Raw genomic sequence first — 22,973 nt, 5'->3', positions numbered from 1 at the left:
AATTCTATATTGGTGAAGAGAAATGCGTGGGAAAGGGTAACTTACCGAGCATCCGGCTCATGCAGCGGCATTTCCGCGACAAGTCCGTCGTTTTGGCGGATCCATGTCTCAAACTGTCGCTCATCCGCTCTTAATCGAATGACTCTTGCACCCGTCGGAAATTTGTCTTTGCGCACACCGTCTACATAACTAACGTAACGAGTAGACCTCCCATAACAAAGACGAATGCCATGCAGTGTCCCGCAGTAATCATTCGAGTGATCATGTCCGACGAACGTGCCCATAACATCGCCCATCTCCACCATGGCGGCGAACAAGCCGGAGTTTAGTTCAGGCGAGCTGATCCATTCGCTGCAGTGGCCCTCGCACACTTTCGTCTTCCACACCTCTTTGTATTCCGGGAGCGGAATATGGAAAAAAGCCAGTGCAGGCAAAGGCTCTCCACCATTTCGATCGGCTAATTGCCGAGATTCAGATGTATACCATTCGATTTGATCCCGGCGTATCCAATCGTATCCGCCCACCGCATCCATCGGTGAGTAATCGCCGCTGTCGAGGAAGAACAACGAAGCTGCCGGCCTTCCCTTGGAATCGTCAACCGTCAGCACATAATTTCCGGCTCCGCTTACGCCCGATGGATCCGGTTTGGCTACGCAATATTCATGCAGGAGCTGCTCCTCATGCATCCTTTTACGCGGTACGCTCCCTTCCGAGTCATGATTGCCAAACACTGCCGCCCATGCTACGCGGTTTTCCTCAGCGACAGCGACCGCGCTGCGGAACGATTGCAGCGGATCTTTGCTTCTAGCGCTTGCCGTCAAGTCGCCTGCAAACACAACAAGATCCGGCTGCTCAATCGCAATGACTCTCTCCATCGTCGCCTTCGTCATCGAGTCGAGAAGCGGCGTCTCCGGATCAAGGTCCTCAGCGTCAATAAACTCTACATCAGAAAACTGTACAATGACAAACGTTCCATCCTCACGAAACTTCAGCTTTTTCTCCAAGATATACCCGCCCCTTTGTCACATATTCCTTCCAATACCATAACCCGATCAAAACGAATACAGCAGCGCACGCCAAATACATCGATGTCACGCCATACTGCGAGCCGACCACCCAATAAATTAACGTCGGGCCGATCGCCGCCCCTAAATCGGTAGATACGGAATAAGCAGTCATGACTGTAATAACGGAAGTGCTCTTCGCAGCGTCAGAAGCCATGGCGTCCATAATGGTGCCAAGCGCAGTGCTTGTGATCATGACAAAAATAACAATAACAATCCATATACCGAGCGGCAGCTGCCACGGAAGTAACGCATAACCCGCTGCCGCACCCGCAAGCGAGATCATAAATAAAGGCAGCCTTCCTCTCGGTCCATCCGTACGCTGTCCGAACCATCGGGCCAAGAACGGCTCCCAAGCACAGCGAAGCGCTGTCAATACGCCGCCTAACACCGTGCTGCCGATGATCAGACCGAACCACGGGATTCCCTTTGGATAACTCGTATCAATGAGATACGTAAGCGTCGCGCCGAACACGGCGTGCAGCAAGGATATAATTAATCCGCTTATCACGATTTTCTTTACCTGCAGCGACCATACCGTTTTTGTCTTACCTGGAGGTAATTCCAGTTGATGTGTGCCGGATGCTTTCCCCGGACTTATGGATGCCGCGATCAACGGAAGTCCGGCCAATGCCATCAAACCAAAGATGATCGAGACGGACTGCAGTCCGAACATGGGTACGAGAAACCCTCCGAACAGCACGCCAACCAGGCTGCCCAGGCGCCACAATCCGTTATACGTTCCCATAAATCGCCCTCGATTGGTATCGTCGGAGTATCGAATGACGGTCAAATATCCGCCCATTCGCATCAAGGACCATGCGATTCCCCACACCGCCCGCAAAGCTATCCAAAGCACGAACCCTTTGAAGACGCCGTATCCTACTGTGGTAAGCGCCGCTAACAAAACAGAGATGAACAGACCGGTTCGAAGCGACATGCGATGATACAGCCAGCCAATGACAGGATTAAGGGGCAGCCTTACTAGTCGGTTTACGGACAACAGCACGCCTACCTGCCAAAGGGCGTCCAGTCCCGCTTCCTTCCAATACACGGGGAGGACAATGTACAGCATCGAGTCGCCGAAGAGGGTTAGCGCCGTTACGATACCGACAATCCTAATCTGGCGCTGTTCTATTGCGTTGTTGCTGTCACTTGTCATAGATCGACGATCAGGCCATCGTAAGCCACCTTAATGCCCGCGGGCTCGAAAGCCCGTTCAAAATCATCATGCAGAAAATCGGAATTGTGTGTAAAATGAGTCACGTATATAAGACCCTCACGCCCAAGCGTACCTTCTTCCCGCCATACTCGCTGAACCTCCAGCACACTCTCAATCCCCATATGGTTTGGATTTCGCTTATTGTTCGTATAGCTATGCGTGCAATCAAGGATCGCCATATCGATCCTTTTGCCTTGAAGCCATTCCCAAGTATCGTCATGCAGCCATCCGGTGTCATTGCCGTAAAATAGCGTTTTGCCCCCTTTTTCTATGTAAAACAGCAAACAAGTTTCCATGGGGTCATGATTCGCAAGCAAAGGGGTGACTCGTGTATCGCCCAATGAAATCGTCTCGAACGGGCGCAATAAATGGAACGCAAACCTGCCTCCTGCGTCCGGACCCAGTGCATTAACGGTCTGGCTAATGGCAACATCGTTGCCATAGATTTGTAAGGGATGATCGATACCGTGCGCAAATCCTTCAATTCGGTTGTACAGATCCGATGGCTGAAAATGGTCGTAATGCGTATGCGTAAACAACAGGTGCTCAACCGCACCCAAGTCGATCCGATCACGGAGTGCCTGCATATGGGAATCTGCAGAATAATCAACCTTGATCAAATTGTCGATCAAAATAGAGCTTCTTGTTCGAATATTTTTTCCTCCAAGCGACCTCGCCTTGCTGCAGGCATCGCAGCGGCAGAACGGGTTTGGAAATCCTTCGGCTGCGGCTGTGCCTAGAAAATGAATCTTCACTGGTTTCTCCTCCTTTTGAAAAGCAATGGTTCATTTCTCGATTCCTTGATTTGATACAAATAATACCACATATACACAATCAATCACATACATTATTTAATTAGGTGCAACTCTTTTTCTGCCGGAATCTGTTGAGTATAAATACTCTAGTTAATCGATAAACTGCCTGGTCGGAAGGACAGTTGAACTGTGTGAGCCATGTCGGAATATTTGAAACATACAAACACACACAAATACAACCCCATAACAAGCACCTTCCAAATAAATAAAAAAAGATTCCTGGTTCGTGGAAACCAAGAATCGTTCATACGGATTTTTATTATTTGTATACGATTTCGATGCCGTTCTTGCGAAATTGTTCAACGATATCCCGGTTGATTTTGGAATCCGTCACAAACCGTTCGACTTCCGCTACCCCGCATACTTTGATAAATGAATTTTGCCCGAACTTGCTGCTGTCTGCGAGGGCGATGCAGCGCTTCGCGTTCGCGAGCATTATTTTTTTCACTTGAATTTCGCCGACTCCGTAATCTGTAATCCCTGCTTCCAACGTAACCCCGCTCATACTCATAAAGAACAGATCCGCATGGAAGCGTGATGAAAACTCTTCCGCCAAATCTCCGATGATGCTTTGCTCTTCATGACGAATAACGCCCCCAGTCATAATCACCGTATATCCTGGCATCGAAATGAGTTCGTTGACGATCGGAAGCGAGTTCGTAATCACGGTTAATCGATCGAACTTGGCTTTCAGCGCCTTCGCAATCTGGGTGTTTGTCGTACTGGGATCGAGCGCGATGGACATCCCCTCGGTCACATAACGTACCGCGATTTGAGAAAGCTCCGCCTTCTCTTCCATATATATCGATTCGCGGATCGGCAGCGGGATTTCACGGCTATAGTCGGGCTCCTTCAGAATCGCCCCGCCGTGCACCCGCCGCAGATAGCCTTCGCTTTCCAAATATTCCAGGTCACGTCTGATCGTCTCGAACGAAACCCCGAAATGCTCCATGAGCTCCGACGCTCGGATCGATTTGTCCTGATTCAGTTTCTGAATAATGATTTGATGCCGCTGCTCAGCAAACAACTGCTCCACTCCTTACTTGCCTAAACTTCTTAATTAGAAGTTTACCATAAAAAGCATGTAATCCTCCTGTTCAACTGAATTGTGCTATTTCGTTTAAGATCCAGCCCTCACTTATTTTACAAATAGCTTCATCAACTGTATGTAAATCGGATTTATCATGTAGCCAGTCGGGTTAACGGAATATCTGTTACCCGTGTCTAGCTGCCGGATTCGGTCCATTTCTTCCTCGCTTAGGTCAAAATCGAAAATTTCGCTGTTTTCCTTTATCCTTTGCAAATTTGACGATTTGGGGATGATAATAATTCCACGGTTTATATGCCAGCGTAATATGACTTGTGCAACTGACTTTTGATGATTACGGGCAATCTCAACGAGAACCGGATGCTCCAGCAAGGCCTTGTTTCCTTGTCCCAGTGGTCCCCATGCTTCATGCAGTATCCGATCACGAACCATATAATCATGTAAATTGTGTTGTTGAAACTCTGGGTGCGTTTCGATCTGATTGATCATCGGTGATATCCGAGATTGCTTTTTGAGATGCTCCAAATGCTCGATTTCGAAATTTGCTACGCCGATGACTTTAATTCTCCCTTCCATGTACAAATCCTCCATCGCCGCCCATGCCTTCTCGTAATGAGGGCCAGCAAAATGAATCAAATACATATCGAGATACGTAACATTCAGTTTCCGACAGGTCTGCTCAAACGCCTTCTTCGTTGCGTGATATCCAAGATCGGTTGTCCATACCTTGGAAGTAATGAACAACTCTTCTCGTGGAAGACCGCTTTTTTGCAATTCTCGTCCCAACGCTTCTTCATTGCCGTATATTTTCGCTGTATCAAAATGACGATATCCCGATTGAATTGCCGCTGCGATGGTTTTTTCAAAGACCGCTCCCTTCTCGATTTTATATACGCCAAAACCAAGCTGAGGAATTTGAACACCGTTTGCTGCCTCGACGGTTCGATACATCTGTGACCGCTCCTTCTGTTCTTACGATTTATTCACATTGCAACAACGCTCTTTCGATTACATGAAATAGATTTTTCAAAGACAGAAGCTTGCTTTTCGAATCCAGCCTATAGTAATTGATGGTCCCTTCTTTACGAACACTTACAATCTGAGCATCTTTTAAAATCTTCAAATGATGAGAAACGGCTGGACGAGATAGATGAGTATTCAACCTGATCTCTCCCACTCGCATTCCGGGATTTTGCGATCCCTCTATCAATGTTTTAAGAATGGCTTGTCTTGTTTCATCACCGATGGCGATCAGAACCTTTTGGTTGTTTTTGAACTCCTTAGCGATATCAGCTGCGATTTCCTGATTCACCTAATCCCCCCGTTTGTTTGACCGTTTAGTCTTATTGACCAACCTAGAATAACACACTGGAAGATTCGAAATGCTATCGGTAAAGCAAATGGAGATCCATATTTTCCCTTATTGATTTAGCCGCGAATTTACGCGGTTATGTCAAACATAAACACCGATATATTCACACGTACTCAACTAGAGCCAATTGAAAATCAATGTCGCATTCCTTAAAGAATCAACATTTGTTCAACTTAGATCGCCGTGCTCCCCTCTTTTTTCCGTAAAAAAGTACAGTAATGCCAGGATCGGAAATAGAACGCCAACCCACATCGCCGCTTTCCAGCCGCCCATGGCGTAAGCCCAACCCCCGGCTGCGGAGCCAATGGCTCCACCCGCAAAAAAGATCGCCATATACATGCCGTTCAGCCGACTGCGCACCTCAGCTCCCAAAGCGAAGATCGCTCGCTGTCCCAACACCATATTGGCGGACACACCCATGTCGAGCAGAACAGCAGCAATTACGAGGATAACGATAGAAAATATAGAACCTCCAGGAAACATAATCGGCAAAAGTCCCGATAGAATCACCAGCGCGATGGACAATCCCGTTGCCGAACGTATCAGGCCTTTATCTGCAAAGCGGCCAGCAATAGGAGCCGCCGCCGCACCAGAAACCCCTGCCAAAGCGAAAAGTGCTACACCTGTTGAAGAAAAATGAAACACCGGACTCGTTAAAACGAGCGGAACCGTTGTCCAGAACAGACTAAACATGCCGAACAAAAACGCGTGATACAGTGCGCGGCGCCGCAGAATCGGCGTTGTCTTGAGCAGATGCAGCATGGATGAGATGATAACCGGATATTTGTCCTTCGTTTGCGGCTGCCTTGCCGGAAGGACTTTTGCCAATACAAGAGCCAGTACCAAGAGCATAGCGGAGGAAATCATAAAGATGGCATGCCAGCCGAAATATGTATCCACCATACTCGAAACCGGACGGGCCAGCATAATACCCAATAACAGACCGCTCATTACGTTGCCTACATTACGTCCACGCATCTCCCCAGGGGAAAGATGCGCCGCGTATGGAACCAGGATCTGGGCCGCAACGGCCCCGACACCTATAAACAAGGATGCGGCAAGAAACAGAGCCGCACTTCGGGCTTCAGCGGCGATGATCAAAACAATAGACGTCAGAATCAGCAGCGTAACTACCAGTTTGCGGTTTTCAAGCAAATCCCCCAAAGGGACGATAAATAATAAGCCGATCCCGTAGCCGATTTGGGTCAGCGTGACGATCAACCCTGCAGATTCCGAAGATAACCCTATGGCCGAGCTGATCGATTCAATTAAAGGTTGTGTATAATAAAGATTTGCAGCGATCAACCCACAGGCAACAGCAAGAATCATGGTGATCCATGTGGAAACAGATTTCTCCACTCTTTCCTTTACGTTTTCAGACATTGATAAACACTCCTTTTTTATGAATTATTGCGTTATATTACAGGAACATTCGTTCCAGAATAGAGACAACTCCCCCCTCCTATGCTCATAAGCAAGGGGAAATCTTTTCAGGAATGATCATTCCGGTTTCCTGAAAAAAAATAGGTTTACAGCATCTCGAAGACCGCTTTCATCATACCATGGACTTTATTAATATCGCTTTGGATTCTGGCCATTACGTTAATGCTATGGTTGAGATTCAGCAGCAGGTACGATAACATTTTAATATCTTTCTCCGGGGCTATTTCCCCCGTTTCTTGCCCTTTCTTTAACGTCTCATAAAACAGCTGCTCCAATTCCGTAAAGCTTTGGAGAATCGTATTCTGCAAGGGTTCATCCACCGTACCCAAACCAACGGAAGCATTCGTAATCAGACATCCATTGGGGAAAGCTTCCCCGTGCGTGGCAAAAGCGTTCATGATATGCAGGTCGAAATACTGGCGGATCCCCTCGATCGCAGAAGTTGCATGTATCATCTGATCGCGTTTTTTTTGCGACATTTTTTTATAATATTGGATGGCCTCGTAATACAGCGTCTGTTTATCCTGAAACGTTTCGTACATACTGGATCTGCTCAACTCCATGGATTCCAATAAATCCGGTATGCTTGCAGCTTCATATCCTTTTTCCCAAAAAACGATCATGGCTTTGCGCAGTACTTGCTCCCGGTCAAATTCCTTGGTCCTTCCCATCGATACTTCCTCCTTTTCTACATGAGTATATATCAATCGGAACGAACATTCCAGTATTTAATTTCAAACAGCAGAGGACGTTCAAAATGATACGGATTGAGATGATCTTCAAACGGCCTTGGATTTCCACAATGAAAAAGAGAAACGTCATCGTCCCGATGACCTTTCCCCTCATTCGTCATTTAAATAGACTTTCGATGACCCCACGATCGAAGTCGTTCACAATTTTATATTCCTTGCCATACCTTTTGTGATTGCTCGAACCGTTATGGATTCGAACGTGGTCAGGGCTAAAGAAGTACACAGAGAAGGTCGGGCCATTTCGACCCTGAAACCAAACTTCATATTCTTCGCTACCGTAATCCACTCTGCTGGTTTTACGCAGTTTGACTTCGGAAAAGCTGTTCATAATCCGCTCAATCTCCGCAGGATCTGTAATTTGTATCTCTTGCTCGTTCGAACGGAACCGATTTTTCCTGACACTCATATGGCTGATGGTCTTTGGCTCAATCAACTGATCGAGCACCATCTCCTTAAACGATGTTCTGTTTTGAGACGCCGAATATATCGTTGCGCTGATTAGAATGAGGACACAAATTGCCAGAAAGATATACCATGTACGCTTGTTCAGCCGCCATCTCCTCCCTCGTCTCGAAATAAAGCGTCCACTTTGATTATAACATCAATCACAGCCCAGAATTATCCAATATCCCAACCATATGTAAACAACATATAACCATGCTTGTTCTATCCTATCCTCCCATTTAGGATGACTGGAATTCGTCGATCAACGAAACCCCATGTATAATCCGCATCCTGCTATCCCTTAAAAAGTCGCGAGTCCAACCGTCTGGTTGACTTAAATCCCAGCTTCGGTGCATGCCGACGACTACGATAATTTCACGCAGCCTCAGGAAAAGCCTCAACTGATCCTTCCAGCCCTCAGGCATTTGACGGCCATCCTCTGTATAGCCTCGCTCAAAATGTTTCATGAAAAGCTCGTACTGCGCCTTTCGCTCAACTTTAGAATCTTCCCCAAATACATACAGCAAGTAATATAACTGGATCGCAATGTCTTCGACATACCAACTATACTGACATTCGTCGAAGTCGAAAAGCGTTATTCCCCCTGATTCATCAACCATAAAATTTCCTACATTGATATCTCCGTGTATCAATCCGAAATTATCAGTAGTAACACGGAGACTGGACAAATGTCTCTTAAGATCATCAAGCGCAAGAAGAATGGGTAGGTACTCTTCCGGTATATATTTTTGGGCCTGTAGGAGGTATTCATTGTTTTCCCAAGTGTGCCTTTTTACCTTTTGTTTGTAACGCTTCGACAGTTCATGGAGACGGCCAGTCAGGCGTCCACATTGCTCGTAAAGTAAGGGATTGCCTAAGCATTCCGGGTATCCGATTTTACGACCAGGCGCATATCTGAAAGAGGTCACATAGAAATCAATATGAGTTCCTCGGATTCGTTCGAAGTCGCTTCCATTCATCGAAGATATGGAATCTGATACTGCCAGACCATTCTCTGATAGATAACGAATCCATTCTATTTCAGCTGCAAGTTCTTCTCCTGTTCGATGAGTGCTCGCTGTGAAACGGAGGATATATTTCATATCATTACGATCGTAGGAGTATATAAAGTTTTGAAATCCTCCAAGGAAGATCAGCTCCTTGGAGCTGACTCCGAACCGCGCTGCACCTTCAATGGCATGTTCGTCCAAGAACATTAATTTTATGTTTGGGTCCATACGCCCTCCTGTCATTCTAATCCATATTCTTATGATCATAATAACATCATATATAAATTTGGCTATCCAATTCGGTATGGCTTGCTGGGAAAGCCATGTTTCTTCGAGCTCCACGCAATAGCCAACAGACTAAGAAGTACAAGCAGGCGCAGGTGTCGATCTATCAACAGACCCACAATCCAAATCGAGATAAGTGCGAATGCTCCAAATACAAGCAGGACCAGATCAACACGCCCAGCCAGTCTATTTATTTATGAATCGATCATTCCGTATATTGGATTCAACTCTTCTCTCTTGTCAAGGACTTCTGGATCGATTAGTATAGAATTAATAAAGGAGGGGCATTTATATGGCACGAACGGGACGTCCACGCGCTTTTAACCGTGACGAGGCAGTTGCTGCCGCCATGCTTCTGTTCTGGGAACACGGCTACGGATCCACTTCGCTAGCTCAGTTGCGTGCTGCAATGGGCGATATTTCTGCAGCGAGTTTCTATGCCGCTTTCGAATCAAAAGAATCCCTGTTCCGAGAAGTGATGGATCAATATATCTCCACTTATGGACAAGTCTCTGAAAGTTTCAGGGATACAAACCTGACATCAAAAGCGGCCATCGAACAAGGACTGCGACGATCGGCTAAAATGCAAACCGAAAGTTCCCACCCTCTCGGCTGTCTGTTGGTGTTGTCCGCCGTGAACTGTTCACCCGAGCAACAACATATCCGAGAGATGCTTGCCAAGGAACGGGCAAGGGTTCACGGTTGGCTAACAGAGTGTATCGAGCGAGCCGCAGCCAATGGAGAGTTGCCGGCATCAACGGATATTCCCATGCTGGTAACCTTATTTGAAACATTTCTGCAAGGAATATCAACGCAAGCCCGGGACGGTATTTCATACGAAGCAATGGATGCTGCCATCACTCAACTGATGAGCGTATGGGATGCCTTATCGACGCAGTCAGGCTAACGAGAACATCATTTAACCATTAATGAACAAAAAACCTGCTAGCCATAGCTAGCAGGTTTTGTTCTAACCATGCTTCATCTGTTGCTGAAAACCCGGTCTTTTCAGTAAGCATCGCATCCGGGACGCGGATTCTCACCCGTATTTTTTCAGCCATCAAGCAGTGTAATCAGTTTTTGCAGGAGAGCAGGCTCTTCGTTTTGGAATTCATCGAACCGAAGCCTCAGCCGATCAAACATTTCGTGGTCTTCGCGAAGTTCATGACGAATGTACTGATCTCTCAGCTTCATCGCCCTTTTGGTGATATCCTTGTAGCCAGCCACCAGCTCTTCGTCATACGGGATGATCCCCTCGTCCACCAAGTATCCGATCCGCTCGCTCATCATTTTTTTATGTTCCCAGAGCACATGAAGGTGTCTTACATCGTTACGGTCACCGAGCCGGGAATCGTTGCCCTCTGCGGCATCATAGTACAGCCGCAAATAGTCGTATACCTTGATTCCGAATGCTTCTTCGTTGTCCGAATTGTAATTGATCCGGTTGAGACGGGTCTCTCCGTTTAGATAATCGCGAAGTTGGTCAATCGCGGCCGTTTTATCAAAAGGATATGGAAAATGCGGCTCGTATTTATAAAAGTAAGTATGATGATCGGCCGTGAGCTTCTCCTTTAGAAGATGCCTCATGGACTGAACGGCGTCCTGAAACTCCCGGAACGGGATCTGCAAATTGCGGTATACTCCCGTACGGTCGAACATCGACGCATTGAAGACCCTTTCGTCCCAATCGTAACCGTATAGGAAAAGATGATGCGGGAACGGCTCTTTCTGATAGGAGGCCGCAGGCGATAACCTGGATTCATCCAAAAACACAACGCAATAATAGCCGTATTGGATCTGATTCGCGAAAAATTTCGGCCAATCGTCCAATGCCAAACTCTCCAGAAGCGTATAATTGACCGAGCAGGTGAGAAGAAACGGGTTGTTGAAATTCAGTTCGTTGGGCTTGCCCCGAAAAAAATCAAAATAGTACTGCCTGCCGTCCTCCAGAAAGTTTTTTTTGCAGAACAGCTGGATAAAATTGCTGTAAAACCAAGGCTTCGTTTCTTCATGGATGCTGGTGATGGAAAGTGTATAGGCCCACCGCAAAAATCCTTTAAGCGGCGGATTCACCACCGGTAGTTGAAACGCGTTCATCTGATTCCCCCCTTCCTAACAAGAGATCCGGAATCGTCGTGATAGCAGTCTTCCGACGATTTAACCAGACACATCTACTTCCTTCTCTGATGCGAGGATGCAAGCTCTGCTTTTTTCGCCCCACCAAACTGCCCGCTTAACTGCTCGCGCTGCTGTAACCTTTCACGGCTTGTTTCCAGAGCAGCCGTACAGCTGCAAAGAGCAGAAGCGAAGCGGCCAGTGCCAAGCCCGCATGGAGCCAGTTAATCTGCCCAAGCAGAAACATCGGTCCGAAATTGGTAATAAGGAATAGAGGAATAACAAAAGTCCCGACCCGCCGGACCCAGGCCGGGTATATAGCCATAGGGAAGTTGTTAGCGTCCCAAACGGAATGCGCGATCTCCGCACAGAGCCCGTCTGGACGAACCAGAATGAAAGCAGCGCCGGGATAATCATCAGGCAGTAAGTGATGACAACAGAGACGAACAGCAGCAGGGCAAACCCCGCGAGCTGCAGGAACGTCAGCGGAATATCCATCGCATGCCAGCCGATGCCGATCATGACGAACCCAACCAGAATATCCGGGATCGGCAGCGCCAAATCGACGTAACGCAAGGAAGCCATGAACTGAAGGGATACCGGCTTCGTCAGCATCAAATCAAGTGAACCGTCTTTAACATATTCCGGAATTTTCATGAAATTTGTAAAAAACAGGCCGACATAAATTCCGGTCACCACCGTATGCATGCCTATAAATAGAAGCAGCCCCTCGGGCGGTATGCCATCAACGTGAAGATCGGTGCGGAACACGACTAGCACATATAGCAGCTTGGCAAGCAGGTAGACGGATTCGACCAGCAGGCTCATCATAAAATTGCCCCGAAACTCCATTTGGGCGATGAGACAATTTTTGATGAATAAACCGTACAGACGCATGTATTTCCTCATGATATGAAACATATGCAACGTCCGCTACCCCCCTACTGCCGAATATTTCTTCATGGAAATGCGCCACGTCAGACGGGATAACCAGAAGAACAGCAGAATCCACCCACACTGGATGAGCAGCCCTTGGTACATAGCCGCCGCTTCCGCTTTGCCGCTGAGGATATTGACCGGAAAATAAATCGTATATGGGAATGGCGTGTACTGAAGTGCCTTCACAACCGACTCCCCGAAAATCTCGAGCGGAAACATGCCTCCGCTCAAAATATTGACGAGCAGACTTGTAATGACAAAAAAATACGAGATCTCATGCAGATAAAAAGCACTCGCGCAGATGCAGTAGGCGATCAGAAAGTTGAGCAAAAGCGCCCCCGATAGCGTGACCGCGAACAAAATCAAGCGTATGGCCTGGAGCTCCAGCACGCCACCCGCAGATGCGAACCCAATAATTCCGACGAGCAGCAAAGCCGTAATCCCGTAGTAGATCGCCTTCTGACCGAAAAAGGACACCAGCCGATATCCGAAATAGCTGACCGGTTTGATCAAATACTTGTTAAGACCGCCGTTTTTGATATCATCGGCAATTTGGTGCTCGAACTGAGTCGCGATCAGCTTGGACACCAATCCCGCCAAGATCGTATACAAAATAATTTGACCGTACGAATACGAGAACAGCGCAGCCTGACCGGAATGCCGGTACACCGCCGTCCAGATGAAATACTGGACAAGAATCGGAAACGCGGCCCCCACGAGACCAAGAAAAAAATGAAAACGGTACTCCATCGAATGCTGGACGCCCATTGAAAACACAGTCTTATACAATTTGCGTCTGTTCATCCGACGGATTCCTTGCGGTAGAGCATCGATATGCTCTCCTCGATCGCCACGTCCTCGATCGTCCAGTCAACGATCGGAAAGGAATCGAGCACGGCACGCGACACTTCCTTCAACCTGTACTTGGGCAGCTCCAAAACAGCGTTGTAGTCGTCTGCGCTGACGATTTTCCCGAACTTGGCCAACCGCTGCTCGGCAACGGGTTCGGAGAACTGCAACCTTATAATTTTCTGCTCGTCAAAAAGATCGTTGATTTTGTGAAGATCACCGTCATACAGAATACTGCCTTCATTAATAATGATCGTCCGCTTGCACAAGTCCTCCACATCCTTCATGTAGTGGCTCGTCAGCAGGATCGACGCACCAAACTGTTCATTGTAGTATTTCAGAAACTCCCTGACCTTCTTCTGCGAAGGGAAATCGAGGCCGATCGTCGGCTCATCAAGATAAAGCAGCTTAGGCTGATGGATCAGTGCGGCGATGAGCTCCATTTTCATCCGCTCCCCCAGGGACAGCCGGCGCACCTGCACATCCAGAAGGTCCTGCACATCGAGCATTTCCGATAGCTCGGCAAGACTCCGACGGTAGAGATCATCGTCGACGTCATAAATACATTTGTTCAAATAAATCGACTCGCTGGCGGGAAGGTCCCACCAAAGCTGGTTTTTCTGGCCCATCACAATGGAGAACAGCCGTTTGAACTCGTTCTTTCGCTCCCATGGCACATGTCCGAGTACAACGGCTTCCCCGCTCGTGGGATATAGAATGCCCGATAACATTTTGAGCGTTGTGGTCTTGCCCGCCCCATTGGGCCCGAGAAATCCGACACACTCGCCGGGACCGATATCGAAGGAAACGGATTTAACCGCTTCCTTCACCAGTGACTTGCGGGCAAACAAATTTTTTAATGAATGTTTGAGCCCGGCTTGTTTCCGGTAATACACAAACGATTTGTGCAGCTCCCGCACACGGATAAAATCCATCTCCGATCCTCCCAAACGTTTGCCTGATTTGCCTGATTGAACAGCATAAAGTTTAAACGCTTAAACTCCATTGTTATAAAGCAGTACGCATTTTGAGCAAATCGGCATCAGACCGCATGCCAGCACCTCACGCTGTTTCCGAAGATCTTCGCCATGGAAAATATCCGCCACACTATCTTCATACAGATTGCCGACACTGAATTCCGGGAAAAACTTGCACGGATTCACTTTGCCGTCCGGCATTACGTCCATCCGGTTCGAGATCGAGAAGCACTTCGTCCGGTTCATGGCAGGCTTCTCGCTTCCCCGGATAAACCCTTCCACCTCTTCAGGCTCCAGTGCCGGTTGATAGCGTATCCGTACATTCCATACACGCGAATTGACACGTTTCAGCTCTTCGATCAGCGTGTCGAAATGGTCCGGCGAGATGTGGAACGTGAAGGAGTGCCAGCTGTTCTTGTGGTCGTCCGCGAAGCGGGAGGCAAGGTGCGGGAAATGAGCATCGAAGTAGGCGTCCATTTTCTCCGCCGTCCCGGAAGGGATGTACCAAGGGAAGCAGAAATATACCGAATCTACGCCCATCTCTTCGAAGAATTCCATAAAGCTGTATAGCTGGCCGACCATCTGGTCATTTACCGTCAGAGCTACGGACACTTTGCCTTTGTACAGGCCCTGCTTTTGCAAATCCAGCAGCAGCTCTATAGCGTGGATCACTTTCTTGAACGTGCCTTTGCCCCTGATCGCGTCATTCTCTTTCTCGAAGCCTTCCAGGCTGACCAGCATGACCAGATTTTCTGACATTTTCAAGATGGAATCCAGCTTCTTTTCAATGAGGATCGCGTTCGTACAAATTGTTGTATAACGGTCTTCTTTGGCCAGCAGCTCCGCCAGTTCATCAAACTTGGAGTAAAACAGCGGCTCCCCGCCCCACAGGAATACGCGCGATTTGCGTTCTCTCGTTTCGGCCAACAGCTTCTCCACGACAGGAATCTCGATTTCGTCGTTCTTTACTTCTTTGGCAAAGCCGTGATGGAAGCCTTCCGGATTCCATTCGAAGCAGTGCTTGCAGCGCAGGTTGCAGCCGTTATTAAGCTTGATCCCGATCTCATAAGGCACGGGGGCCGCATATGTCGGATCCTCCTTGAGTCTCCTTCCCGTTTCCGCTAGCGGCACCAGGGTTCTTTTCATATTGCGGAATGTCAGTTTATCAAACGTAACTGCTGTTTTCGGCTGCATAGATGTTCCTCCCATAATGGTTGATTTTTGATCGCTGCTCCAGCAAACATCTGCAAATCTCCTGCAGTTTAGGTTTTGAAAAATCCCGGGCTTTCCACTCCGCAAAACGGATACCGAAACCACGGGATTCCCAATAGGCTGAATTGTGAAGCTCATGGTCGCCGAACGGTTCCAGCATAACAAAAGGGATTCCGAATGCCAGCGAGTCGTTCAGGGTCGCTCCCCCCGGTTTGCTGATGATTGCGGCGCAATTACGCATCAGGTCCGTGTAAGCGGAGTAACTCCCGAGCGGAAACTCCCGGAGAACACCGTCTTCACGGACATAACGGACCATCGGCGGAAACGTGTGACACCCCTGCGCATCCTTGCTCCACGGATCCCAAGAGGCCTCCGTTCCGAAGAAGCGTGTAACCCCGTCGTCCTCCTGTACCTCGGAGGGATCATATACGATCACATCAAGGCTGTGGCCTAGCTTTTGAAGTTCTGAGATCGTCCCGGCATAGGTCCCGATCCCCCAGCCACCGCCATGGATCAGAACGCGTCCGGTACGCTGCGCATAAGGCAGAGGTTCTTCTTCGTCCGAAGCAAGGTAGCTGCCCGGCGACAGCTTTGAAGGATCGTAGAACCAGACGTTGTCATAGCCTAGGTATAATGGCTTGTGCACCTTATAAGACGGTGTATCAATCGCATCCAACCGAATCAGTCGGATATCCAGGGGGATGCCCGCAGCTTCCTTATAACGCTCCAGAATCGGCAGCCAGAAACCGGTAAAGACTGCAAAGCGGGAGATACCGGCCTGTCTCCAGCCTTCCAGCATCCTCCGAACCGTCTCCTCGTCCAGAGAAGAGTCAACGGGCTTGGCCAGCTTATGCCCCATACGGGCAACGGAGAAATCAGCATGGAATGCTTTTTTGGTGGACCGAATCTTGTGCCGGACTTCTTCGTGATACAAGTTTTCCAGAACTTGAACGTCTGTTCCGACACTTCGGCTTTGCAGGTACATGTGCAGATGCATAGCCGGAATGTATGCGCCGAGAGAATTCCCGGACGCCAGCAAGGTAACCGAAGATGAATTCATGGGCAGCCTCCAAGTTCCAGTTTTAGTTGTACACTTTAACGGACAAGTCGGCGAGCACCTGCCGCAGGCTTTCGACCAGTTGGCTGCGGTGTCTGTCGTCACGGCCCACCACCGATACATACAGCCGCCCTTTCGGTACGCCTCGCTTGTTCTGTACTCCTTCGGCGATACGGCGCCGGTTCAGAATCTCGTTCACCATGACGGTATTGGATGATAGCGGTACGATCCCGTAATCCCCGAGCGTTGTCAACAAAAGACCGGATTCGCGTAGAGCCTGCAGGAGTTTCCCGAATGTGAAGCCTTCCGGAAGACCGAGAGAGAAAAACGTAAGCCAGCCGGTATGGCCGTATGGTTCCGACCATTTATCGAGATAGGCGTTAATCAGTCCCATGGACTTGCGGGCATTGATCTCCACAATGGATACGACCTCTCCGTCCTCCAGTACCATGGAGTCAAAGCAGACGAAGCCATGATAGTCGTCCTCGACAAGAACCCGGAGCGCTTTCTCCATCACGCTAAAATAGCCAGCGTTCTCCAACATGCCAATAAAAGCTTCATCCGCTTGGATAGACCCGCCGTAATTCTGCTGGTGATTCATCATCCGCTGTACGGAGATGAACCCTGTCTTTCCGTTCTCCCGGATGAACCAGTGAGAACTGAAATCGGTCACCTTCGGCAGCAGGGGCTCCAGCAGGAATTGAACCCGCAATCCGCTCCCCTCCTGTTTATGCAGGTGCTCCGCGATCCTTCGCTGCATGGCTTCACTGTCGATGAGCAGGTTGCCCTTGCCCGAAACACCGAAAGGGTCTTTCAGCAAATATGGCCCTCGCTTAAGAAGTGCAGTTCCGATCGCCTCAATTTCCGCAGTACTGTTTGCCTCCATGCCGCAGCTTTTCTCGCCAATTCTAGTCAGAAGCGTGCTCGAGTATATCTTGGAGTTCACACGTACAACCGTCTCTATGTCCGGTAATGAATTAAACGGTTCAGCAGCATGAAGGTAAGCTTCCGTTTCTGCTGTAATTGCGTAGGGCGATAAAATGTGTGCGGCGGTGGAGAACAAAGTCTCATCCAGTGATTGTCTTTGCCGTAAATCGTTAGCGGCATATATGGAAGGGATCGATTCCGGCAAAACCACACCCTTTGAATAACCGGCAGAAGCAGTCTTCAGCATCCTGTTTGCCGGCAAAAGATCCTGGGCTTGTTCGGCTGCGAGGCTGAACATACACTGTTTGAACACGTCCAATCCTGGTAAAGGTTTATCCTCTTCGTTCAAATCAAAGTGGTAACGGGTCCGAAAAGAAAAACCCAGTCCGTTCAGGTATTCGTGCAGCGCAGGATCGATTTTGCAACGCGTGTAAAGGACGTCGTCCGGCCCGCAAAATGGAAAAAGCAGCTCGTCCATGCATAGGACAATCGATTCTCGGTCCTTATCGGGCATCGCGGGCAGCCGGGCCAGCGTCGGATCCCTCCAGCGCGTTTCGGGATCGAAGGTACCCATCACGATTTTCGGAATCACACCGGGTTCATGGTTTGACATCTTCGTACAGAGGCTGCTCCTGCGATTGGCAGCTTTTCAGAAAAGTGATAAATGTGTCGATCGACTGGAGGTGTTCGTAATCGAATTGGTCATAGTCAATGACCACGTTTAACTGATCTTCGACTTTGAGCATAAACTGGATCATTTGCAGAGAATCGAGGCCTATATCGTTGTTTAGATCCGTTTCGGGGGACAGGCTTTGGCGGAGTTCCGGTTGGTCTTCCTTGATAGAGCACAAAATGTCTACGATTTTATCGTACATGACTACACTCCTTTAAAGGGTTGATATACGAGGTACAACCGAATCCTTACGATTAGAGATTCCATATGAATACAAACTCCTTAGGCGATTCCCTCCTTTTTCCATAGTTACAATTATTATCTTCTCAGTGTTAAAATCTGTCAACAAAAAATATAACAGGATTCGATAGAATGAACATTGCCGAATGCTGCGCCCGATCACGATAAAAAGGAGCTGTAACCTCAAAAGGTCACTAGCTCCTTCTACTTATGACGCGGCATATGCTTTATAGTGCTGTGGCAACAGGAAACCAGCCTGGGACACTATTTTAATGTTTCGTTTTGGTATGTTCATTTTCTGTCCAGGCATTGAAGCTTTAATCCGTGGCGGCCTCTTGCTCTTCCGGAAGGGGCATGCCCGCTTCGACCAAGCGCTTGTTGCGTGCGAAGAACACAGTAAGCACGAGCATAAACAGTCCGGTACCGACCAGCAGCCATTCAATTTTGACCACGTCGGCAAGCGGTCCGAATATCAGCATCCCGATGGGCATCATGGAAGTCGAGATCATCCCGAAGACACCGAATATCCGTCCCAAATAATTTTCGTCCACCTTCTCCTGCAGCATGACGGTGGTCGGCGTATTAAATATGGGCATCGCTACTCCGAACACGGCCATGATTGCTAAGTAAATCCAGAATACAGGGACAATGCCGAGCGCAAAAGTGGATACCGCCATGATGAGGCTGGCAATCGCCATCGTGTACACTTTATTTTTGAAGCCGCCCCATGACGCGATGATCCCTCCTCCTGCCATCATGCCGACGGAAAACGCGATCTCGATTGCCGTCAAGCGCCATACGTCGTCCCCGAAGCTGCGGGTAACCTGCAGCGGAGTCAGAAAGGCAGCTGGTGCCATAAGCACAAAGAAAATAGCGAAGAAAATAAAAAAGGATTTTAAAAAGGCATGCTGTTTAATATACGCCAAGCCCTCCTTGAAGTCGTCCAGGTAGCCTGTGCTTTGCGTATCAGAAGCCTTTTTGTGCAGCGGAATTTTGAGAAAGACAAGCAAGGTGAATATCGCGATCGAAGCCGTAACGACGTCGATAAAAAAGATCACCTCGATCGTTGCCATAGTGAGCAAAGCCGCGCTGACGATGGGTGCTACGAACATGGTAAGCGCTTGTAGACTGCCGTTGATGCCGTTAACTTTGGTTAGCTTCTCTTGCGGCACGATTTGAGGCAATATCGCACCGACCGCCGGTGTCTGAATGCCTGCCCCGAGTGCGCGTACGGCAGAAATGACAAACAGCAGCCAAACCGCTTGGTAGCCAAGCATAAACGTAATGGCCAATATCAGCGTAACCACCGCGATCATAGCATCCGCAATCATAATGAGTGATTTACGGTTGTAGCGGTCCGCCCAAACGCCTGCAAACGGCGACAGCAAAAACGTCGGAATGAATCCGCAAATAATATACAGCGTCATCATGAGGCCTGACTGCGTAGTCAGTGTAATGTACCACATGATGGCATATTGCACCAAGGCAGAACCAAACAGCGACAGTGTTTGGCTGCTTAAGAAGAGAATGATGTTCCTCTTCCAATGGATTTTCTTGTCATCTACGATTTCTGACATCGTCCCACCCTTTCGTGTATGATCTCACGCGAATTATACTCATTTTAACTTATAATGAAATGCGATATTTCTTCTTAATTGCTCATTTTACGTCTATCAGAGATCATCGAATGCGGGATGACAATTAGGTTCTACTGATTGACAGCTTTACGGATAACTTGCGCAAAGATTGGCACATACAGTTTCTTCTCATTAACTGTATAGGCATTTCCCAGACTTTTCAACAAATAAACCTTCACTTCGGTGAGGAAAGATATCCTGGAACCATCATGTCCACAAAATCGTGTCCGTTGTAATATAAGCAGCCCCCGCCTCTTCAAACGACTTTGAAATTTCCTGTTCGTTAACGGTCCACATCGAAACCTCAATTCCGGCCCTTCTGCAGTTTCGTACGTCCTCGGGAGTGGTCGAACGATAATCGTAATCCAGAAAGGCAGGCCGCAATCGACTGATAAGCTCCAGGTCTGCAGCGACTGGCGATTTGGACGATAAATAGCCGAGCGGCACCCTATCGTCGATAACCCGCACCTTCAACAGATCATCGGCATTGAAACATATAAAGCTGCATTGCCCAAGCATGCCGGAACCGCGGACAAGCACAACTAGCTTCTCCAGATCACGCTCTTGGTGATATTCCTCGATTTCGATAAAGGCGTGCATGCCGTAGGACAAACAGACGGACAGCACTTCCTCAAGCGTCGGTATGTGCAGGCTGGAGTAGTCCCCGATCCCATTCCCTGCCACGATATGCAGTTTGCGGATCTCCTCATACGAGAAATCCTTTGTCCTCCCGGAACCGTTCGTCATACGGTCGACGGTGCGGTCATGATGGACGATCCAGCGGCCATCCGTTGTGCAATAGGTATCGCATTCAATGCCCCAGAAGCCCGATTTGCCCGCTAACTCAAAGGCTGGGATGGTATTCTCGGGAGCGTGCAAACTCAATCCGCGATGGGCGACGTATTTGGGTTTCATATTCATCTTTTTGCTCACCTCTATATCCGATTTTATTGACCTCACAAGCGGCAATCATCCTTTGATCGACCCCAGCATGGCTCCTTGATTAAAATGCTTTTGCATAAACGGAAAAATGACCAGCAGCGGCAGCGCCGTCAAAATAATCGCCGCCATTTTGACAGCAGGCGTATATTTATATAATACATTGGTGGCATTGGATATCGTAGGATCATCCTCAACCAGCATCTGCCTTAAAAATACCTGCAGCGGCATTAATTTGGCATCGTTTAAATATAAGATGGCAGAGAAATACGTATTCCAGTTGGTTACCAGATAAAATAAGGTAAAGGTCGCTATAACCGGTATGGACAACGGGACGATTATCGACCAAAACAGGCGCCACTCCCCGCTCCCGTCCATTCTGGCCGATTCTTCAAGCTCTAGCGGCATGGACTGAAAGAAACTTCTCATTACAATGACGTTAAAAGGAGCAATCGCCGTGCTTAACCAGATGGCCCAAAAGCTGTCCAGAAGATGCAGGAATCGGACGACCAAATAGGTTGGTATCATGCCGCCCGAGAACATCATCGTAAAAAACACCATGAAATTCAGTGAATTTCGAAATTTCAGCCACCGTTTGGACAACCCGTATGCCATGAGAGAGGTTAGCACGATATTCAGCGTCGTTCCCACAGCGCTAATGATAACCGCATTGCGGAAGGCGGAGATAAACCCTGGATGCGACAGTAGATACAAGTAACCATCCAGGGTGAACTGCTTGGGTATCACGAAGAAACCGCGCGTTAAATACTCATATTCCGTCGAGAAAGAAACCGATAGCACATAAAACAAAGGGAAAATAGCCATCGTTGCCGCCAGCAAAAGGAAACTGTAGACCATAATCGTGAATAACAGGTCAAGACCTCTGAGCTGCCGCATTTAAAACACTCCTTCCTGCCCCGTTTTTTTGGCCAGGCAATTGACGAGCAGCACCATCACCAAGCCGACTGCGGATTTAAACAATCCGACCGCTGTCGAATAACTGTAATCGCCTTGGACCAGACCCGTTTTATATATGAATGTCTCGAATACCTCGGATACATCTTGATTCATCGGATTCTGCAGCAGAAAAATATGTTCGAAACCAAGGTCCAACATGTGTCCGAACCGTAAAATAAACATAATGACAATGACGCTTTGCAGGCCGGGAAGCGTAATATGCCAAACTTGGCGCCAACGGTTTGCGCCATCCATCATAGCCGCCTCATACAATGTCGGGTCTATGCCCGATAAAGCTGCGAGATAAATAATCGCTCCCCACCCCGCACCTTGCCAAATATTTTGGACTAGCCACACCCACCGAAAATACCGGGGATCCGTCATCCATTCAATGCGATCCAGTCCAAAGTTCTCCAATAATTGATTGAAACCTCCGGAGCCGGTTGCGAATAACACAAGGGTAATGCCGACGATTACGACCCAGGAAATAAAATTGGGCGCATATAAAATGGTTTGGACGGCCGTCTTGAAACGTTTCGCTCTAACCTCATTCAACAGCAGCGCGACCAGAATAGGAGCCGGGAAAAAGAACAGTACATCCAGCAGATTGAGAAGCAGCGTATTTTTGAGCAGCAGCAGAAAATCGCCTTCGGCAAACAATCTGCGAAAATAATGAAGTCCTACCCACTCGCTTCCTGCAATTCCCTTGAACGGGCTATATTCCAGGAAGGCAACGAAGATCCCGAACATCGGAATATATTTGAAAATGATAAAAAAGAGAATACCCGGCAGTATCATGAAATAGATTGGAAATGCCCTTTTCCAGTAAGCATTCATTCATTCAATCCTCCATTGTTATAAACCAGAATTAATCAAAACCACCCGTGTGAACGGGTGGTTTGCTCTGCGGCTGAAAGCCTTTGTTACTGGCCAGCCCTAAAGGGCATTGAATCGTTCGCCAACCGCACTACTTTTTCGGCTACCCCTTAAGGGGCC

At 48.3% G+C, this 22,973-nt stretch carries 22 protein-coding genes and 1 pseudogene; 1 reads left to right on the top strand and 22 read right to left on the bottom strand.

The window, feature by feature from the left end; all coding sequences use genetic code 11:
* Nucleotides 1–41: 41 nt before the first annotated feature.
* The 10 genes from AK95_RS14990 to AK95_RS14945 form a co-directional block, all read right to left on the bottom strand.
* Nucleotides 42–1,004, bottom strand: a complete 963-nt coding sequence (locus AK95_RS14990; RefSeq protein WP_071220830.1) for a metallophosphoesterase family protein — start codon at nt 1,002–1,004, stop codon at nt 42–44.
* The gene (locus tag AK95_RS14985) at nt 979–2,226 is read right to left on the bottom strand and encodes an MFS transporter (protein ID WP_074961869.1); all 1,248 of its coding nucleotides are present in this window, start codon (nt 2,224–2,226) and stop codon (nt 979–981) included. Before AK95_RS14985 ends, AK95_RS14990 begins: the two co-directional genes overlap by 26 nt.
* Nucleotides 2,223–3,041 (bottom strand): MBL fold metallo-hydrolase, encoded by an 819-nt coding sequence (locus tag AK95_RS14980; protein ID WP_071220769.1) that lies wholly within the window; start codon nt 3,039–3,041, stop codon nt 2,223–2,225. The genes AK95_RS14985 and AK95_RS14980 overlap by 4 nt, the downstream gene beginning before the upstream one ends.
* Before the next feature lie 319 nt (nt 3,042–3,360).
* A complete protein-coding gene (locus AK95_RS14975) occupies nt 3,361–4,137 on the bottom strand; it encodes a DeoR/GlpR family DNA-binding transcription regulator (protein ID WP_343225164.1) in 777 nt (258 codons plus the stop codon).
* Nucleotides 4,138–4,239: 102 nt separating this feature from the next.
* Entirely contained in the window at nt 4,240–5,100 is an 861-nt protein-coding gene (locus tag AK95_RS14970; protein WP_071220767.1) for an aldo/keto reductase, read from the bottom strand.
* A 28-nt stretch (nt 5,101–5,128) separates the two neighbouring features.
* Complete coding sequence (locus AK95_RS14965) at nt 5,129–5,461, bottom strand: ArsR/SmtB family transcription factor (protein ID WP_071220766.1); 333 nt, start codon at nt 5,459–5,461, stop codon at nt 5,129–5,131.
* Between the two features lie 228 nt (nt 5,462–5,689).
* On the bottom strand, nt 5,690–6,904 hold the full coding sequence (locus AK95_RS14960) for an MFS transporter (RefSeq protein ID WP_071220765.1): 1,215 nt from the start codon (nt 6,902–6,904) through the stop codon (nt 5,690–5,692).
* Nucleotides 6,905–7,050: 146 nt separating this feature from the next.
* Nucleotides 7,051–7,635: a TetR/AcrR family transcriptional regulator gene (locus AK95_RS14955; protein ID WP_071220764.1), complete on the bottom strand. Its 585-nt coding sequence runs from the start codon at nt 7,633–7,635 to the stop codon at nt 7,051–7,053.
* A gap of 178 nt (nt 7,636–7,813) precedes the next feature.
* Nucleotides 7,814–8,149, bottom strand: coding sequence for a hypothetical protein (locus AK95_RS14950; protein ID WP_235613122.1), 336 nt, complete (start codon nt 8,147–8,149; stop codon nt 7,814–7,816).
* 250 nt (nt 8,150–8,399) lie between these two features.
* Nucleotides 8,400–9,398, bottom strand: a complete 999-nt coding sequence (locus tag AK95_RS14945; RefSeq protein WP_071220762.1) for a phosphotransferase enzyme family protein — start codon at nt 9,396–9,398, stop codon at nt 8,400–8,402.
* A 349-nt stretch (nt 9,399–9,747) separates the two neighbouring features.
* On the opposite strand from AK95_RS14945, the gene AK95_RS14940 reads away from it, so the two are divergent.
* A complete protein-coding gene (locus tag AK95_RS14940; RefSeq protein WP_071220761.1) occupies nt 9,748–10,362 on the top strand; it encodes a TetR/AcrR family transcriptional regulator in 615 nt (204 codons plus the stop codon).
* A 146-nt stretch (nt 10,363–10,508) separates the two neighbouring features.
* On the opposite strand, the gene AK95_RS14935 is transcribed toward AK95_RS14940, so the two are convergent.
* The 12 genes and pseudogenes from AK95_RS14935 to AK95_RS14880 all read right to left on the bottom strand — a co-directional run bounded on the left by AK95_RS14935 (nt 10,509) and on the right by AK95_RS14880 (nt 22,814).
* Nucleotides 10,509–11,552: a hypothetical protein gene (locus AK95_RS14935; RefSeq protein ID WP_071220760.1), complete on the bottom strand. Its 1,044-nt coding sequence runs from the start codon at nt 11,550–11,552 to the stop codon at nt 10,509–10,511.
* Nucleotides 11,553–11,688: 136 nt separating this feature from the next.
* Nucleotides 11,689–12,398, bottom strand: a pseudogene (locus AK95_RS14930) (ABC transporter permease).
* Between the two features lie 105 nt (nt 12,399–12,503).
* Nucleotides 12,504–13,313, bottom strand: coding sequence for an ABC transporter permease (locus tag AK95_RS14925; RefSeq protein ID WP_071220759.1), 810 nt, complete (start codon nt 13,311–13,313; stop codon nt 12,504–12,506).
* Complete coding sequence (locus AK95_RS14920) at nt 13,310–14,293, bottom strand: ABC transporter ATP-binding protein (protein ID WP_071220758.1); 984 nt, start codon at nt 14,291–14,293, stop codon at nt 13,310–13,312. The genes AK95_RS14925 and AK95_RS14920 overlap by 4 nt, the downstream gene beginning before the upstream one ends.
* A 60-nt stretch (nt 14,294–14,353) precedes the next feature.
* Nucleotides 14,354–15,529, bottom strand: coding sequence for a radical SAM protein (locus AK95_RS14915; protein WP_071220757.1), 1,176 nt, complete (start codon nt 15,527–15,529; stop codon nt 14,354–14,356).
* Entirely contained in the window at nt 15,501–16,607 is a 1,107-nt protein-coding gene (locus AK95_RS14910) for a glycosyltransferase family protein (RefSeq protein WP_071220756.1), read from the bottom strand. The genes AK95_RS14915 and AK95_RS14910 overlap by 29 nt, the downstream gene beginning before the upstream one ends.
* A 22-nt stretch (nt 16,608–16,629) precedes the next feature.
* Nucleotides 16,630–18,144: a hypothetical protein gene (locus tag AK95_RS14905; RefSeq protein ID WP_071220755.1), complete on the bottom strand. Its 1,515-nt coding sequence runs from the start codon at nt 18,142–18,144 to the stop codon at nt 16,630–16,632.
* The gene (locus AK95_RS14900; RefSeq protein ID WP_071220754.1) at nt 18,131–18,406 is read right to left on the bottom strand and encodes an acyl carrier protein; all 276 of its coding nucleotides are present in this window, start codon (nt 18,404–18,406) and stop codon (nt 18,131–18,133) included. Before AK95_RS14900 ends, AK95_RS14905 begins: the two co-directional genes overlap by 14 nt.
* Before the next feature lie 355 nt (nt 18,407–18,761).
* Nucleotides 18,762–20,021 carry an MFS transporter gene (locus tag AK95_RS14895; RefSeq protein ID WP_071220753.1) on the bottom strand — a complete coding sequence of 420 codons (1,260 nt, stop codon included), beginning with the start codon at nt 20,019–20,021 and terminating at the stop codon, nt 18,762–18,764.
* Between the two features lie 267 nt (nt 20,022–20,288).
* On the bottom strand, nt 20,289–21,002 hold the full coding sequence (locus AK95_RS14890; RefSeq protein WP_235613121.1) for a glycerophosphodiester phosphodiesterase: 714 nt from the start codon (nt 21,000–21,002) through the stop codon (nt 20,289–20,291).
* Between the two features lie 48 nt (nt 21,003–21,050).
* Nucleotides 21,051–21,917 carry a carbohydrate ABC transporter permease gene (locus AK95_RS14885; protein WP_071220752.1) on the bottom strand — a complete coding sequence of 289 codons (867 nt, stop codon included), beginning with the start codon at nt 21,915–21,917 and terminating at the stop codon, nt 21,051–21,053.
* Nucleotides 21,918–22,814, bottom strand: coding sequence for an ABC transporter permease (locus AK95_RS14880; RefSeq protein WP_071220751.1), 897 nt, complete (start codon nt 22,812–22,814; stop codon nt 21,918–21,920).
* Between the last annotated feature and the right edge of the window lie 159 nt (nt 22,815–22,973).

The organism is Paenibacillus sp. LC231 (assembly GCF_001860525.1).
Taxonomy (GTDB): Bacteria; Bacillota; Bacilli; order Paenibacillales; family Paenibacillaceae; genus Paenibacillus_AQ.
The sequence above is the reverse complement of the archived record's forward strand: the minus strand, read 5'-3'. Positions and strand labels throughout refer to the sequence as shown.

Excerpts from the sequence above, each read along its gene's own strand:
- AK95_RS14985 (WP_074961869.1), bottom strand. The coding sequence starts at position 2,226 with ATGACAAGTGACAGCAACAACGCAATAGAACAGCGCCAGATTAGGATT.
- AK95_RS14925 (WP_071220759.1), bottom strand. The coding sequence starts at position 13,313 with ATGAACAGACGCAAATTGTATAAGACTGTGTTTTCAATGGGCGTCCAG.
- AK95_RS14945 (WP_071220762.1), bottom strand. The coding sequence starts at position 9,398 with ATGGACCCAAACATAAAATTAATGTTCTTGGACGAACATGCCATTGAA.
- AK95_RS14880 (WP_071220751.1), bottom strand. The coding sequence starts at position 22,814 with ATGAATGCTTACTGGAAAAGGGCATTTCCAATCTATTTCATGATACTG.
- AK95_RS14885 (WP_071220752.1), bottom strand. The coding sequence starts at position 21,917 with ATGCGGCAGCTCAGAGGTCTTGACCTGTTATTCACGATTATGGTCTAC.
- AK95_RS14940 (WP_071220761.1), top strand. The coding sequence starts at position 9,748 with ATGGCACGAACGGGACGTCCACGCGCTTTTAACCGTGACGAGGCAGTT.
- AK95_RS14895 (WP_071220753.1), bottom strand. The coding sequence starts at position 20,021 with ATGTCAGAAATCGTAGATGACAAGAAAATCCATTGGAAGAGGAACATC.
- AK95_RS14890 (WP_235613121.1), bottom strand. The coding sequence starts at position 21,002 with ATGAATATGAAACCCAAATACGTCGCCCATCGCGGATTGAGTTTGCAC.
- AK95_RS14920 (WP_071220758.1), bottom strand. The coding sequence starts at position 14,293 with ATGGATTTTATCCGTGTGCGGGAGCTGCACAAATCGTTTGTGTATTAC.
- AK95_RS14910 (WP_071220756.1), bottom strand. The coding sequence starts at position 16,607 with ATGAATTCATCTTCGGTTACCTTGCTGGCGTCCGGGAATTCTCTCGGC.
- AK95_RS14970 (WP_071220767.1), bottom strand. The coding sequence starts at position 5,100 with ATGTATCGAACCGTCGAGGCAGCAAACGGTGTTCAAATTCCTCAGCTT.
- AK95_RS14905 (WP_071220755.1), bottom strand. The coding sequence starts at position 18,144 with ATGTCAAACCATGAACCCGGTGTGATTCCGAAAATCGTGATGGGTACC.
- AK95_RS14915 (WP_071220757.1), bottom strand. The coding sequence starts at position 15,529 with ATGCAGCCGAAAACAGCAGTTACGTTTGATAAACTGACATTCCGCAAT.
- AK95_RS14960 (WP_071220765.1), bottom strand. The coding sequence starts at position 6,904 with ATGTCTGAAAACGTAAAGGAAAGAGTGGAGAAATCTGTTTCCACATGG.
- AK95_RS14935 (WP_071220760.1), bottom strand. The coding sequence starts at position 11,552 with ATGAACGCGTTTCAACTACCGGTGGTGAATCCGCCGCTTAAAGGATTT.
- AK95_RS14955 (WP_071220764.1), bottom strand. The coding sequence starts at position 7,635 with ATGGGAAGGACCAAGGAATTTGACCGGGAGCAAGTACTGCGCAAAGCC.
- AK95_RS14900 (WP_071220754.1), bottom strand. The coding sequence starts at position 18,406 with ATGTACGATAAAATCGTAGACATTTTGTGCTCTATCAAGGAAGACCAA.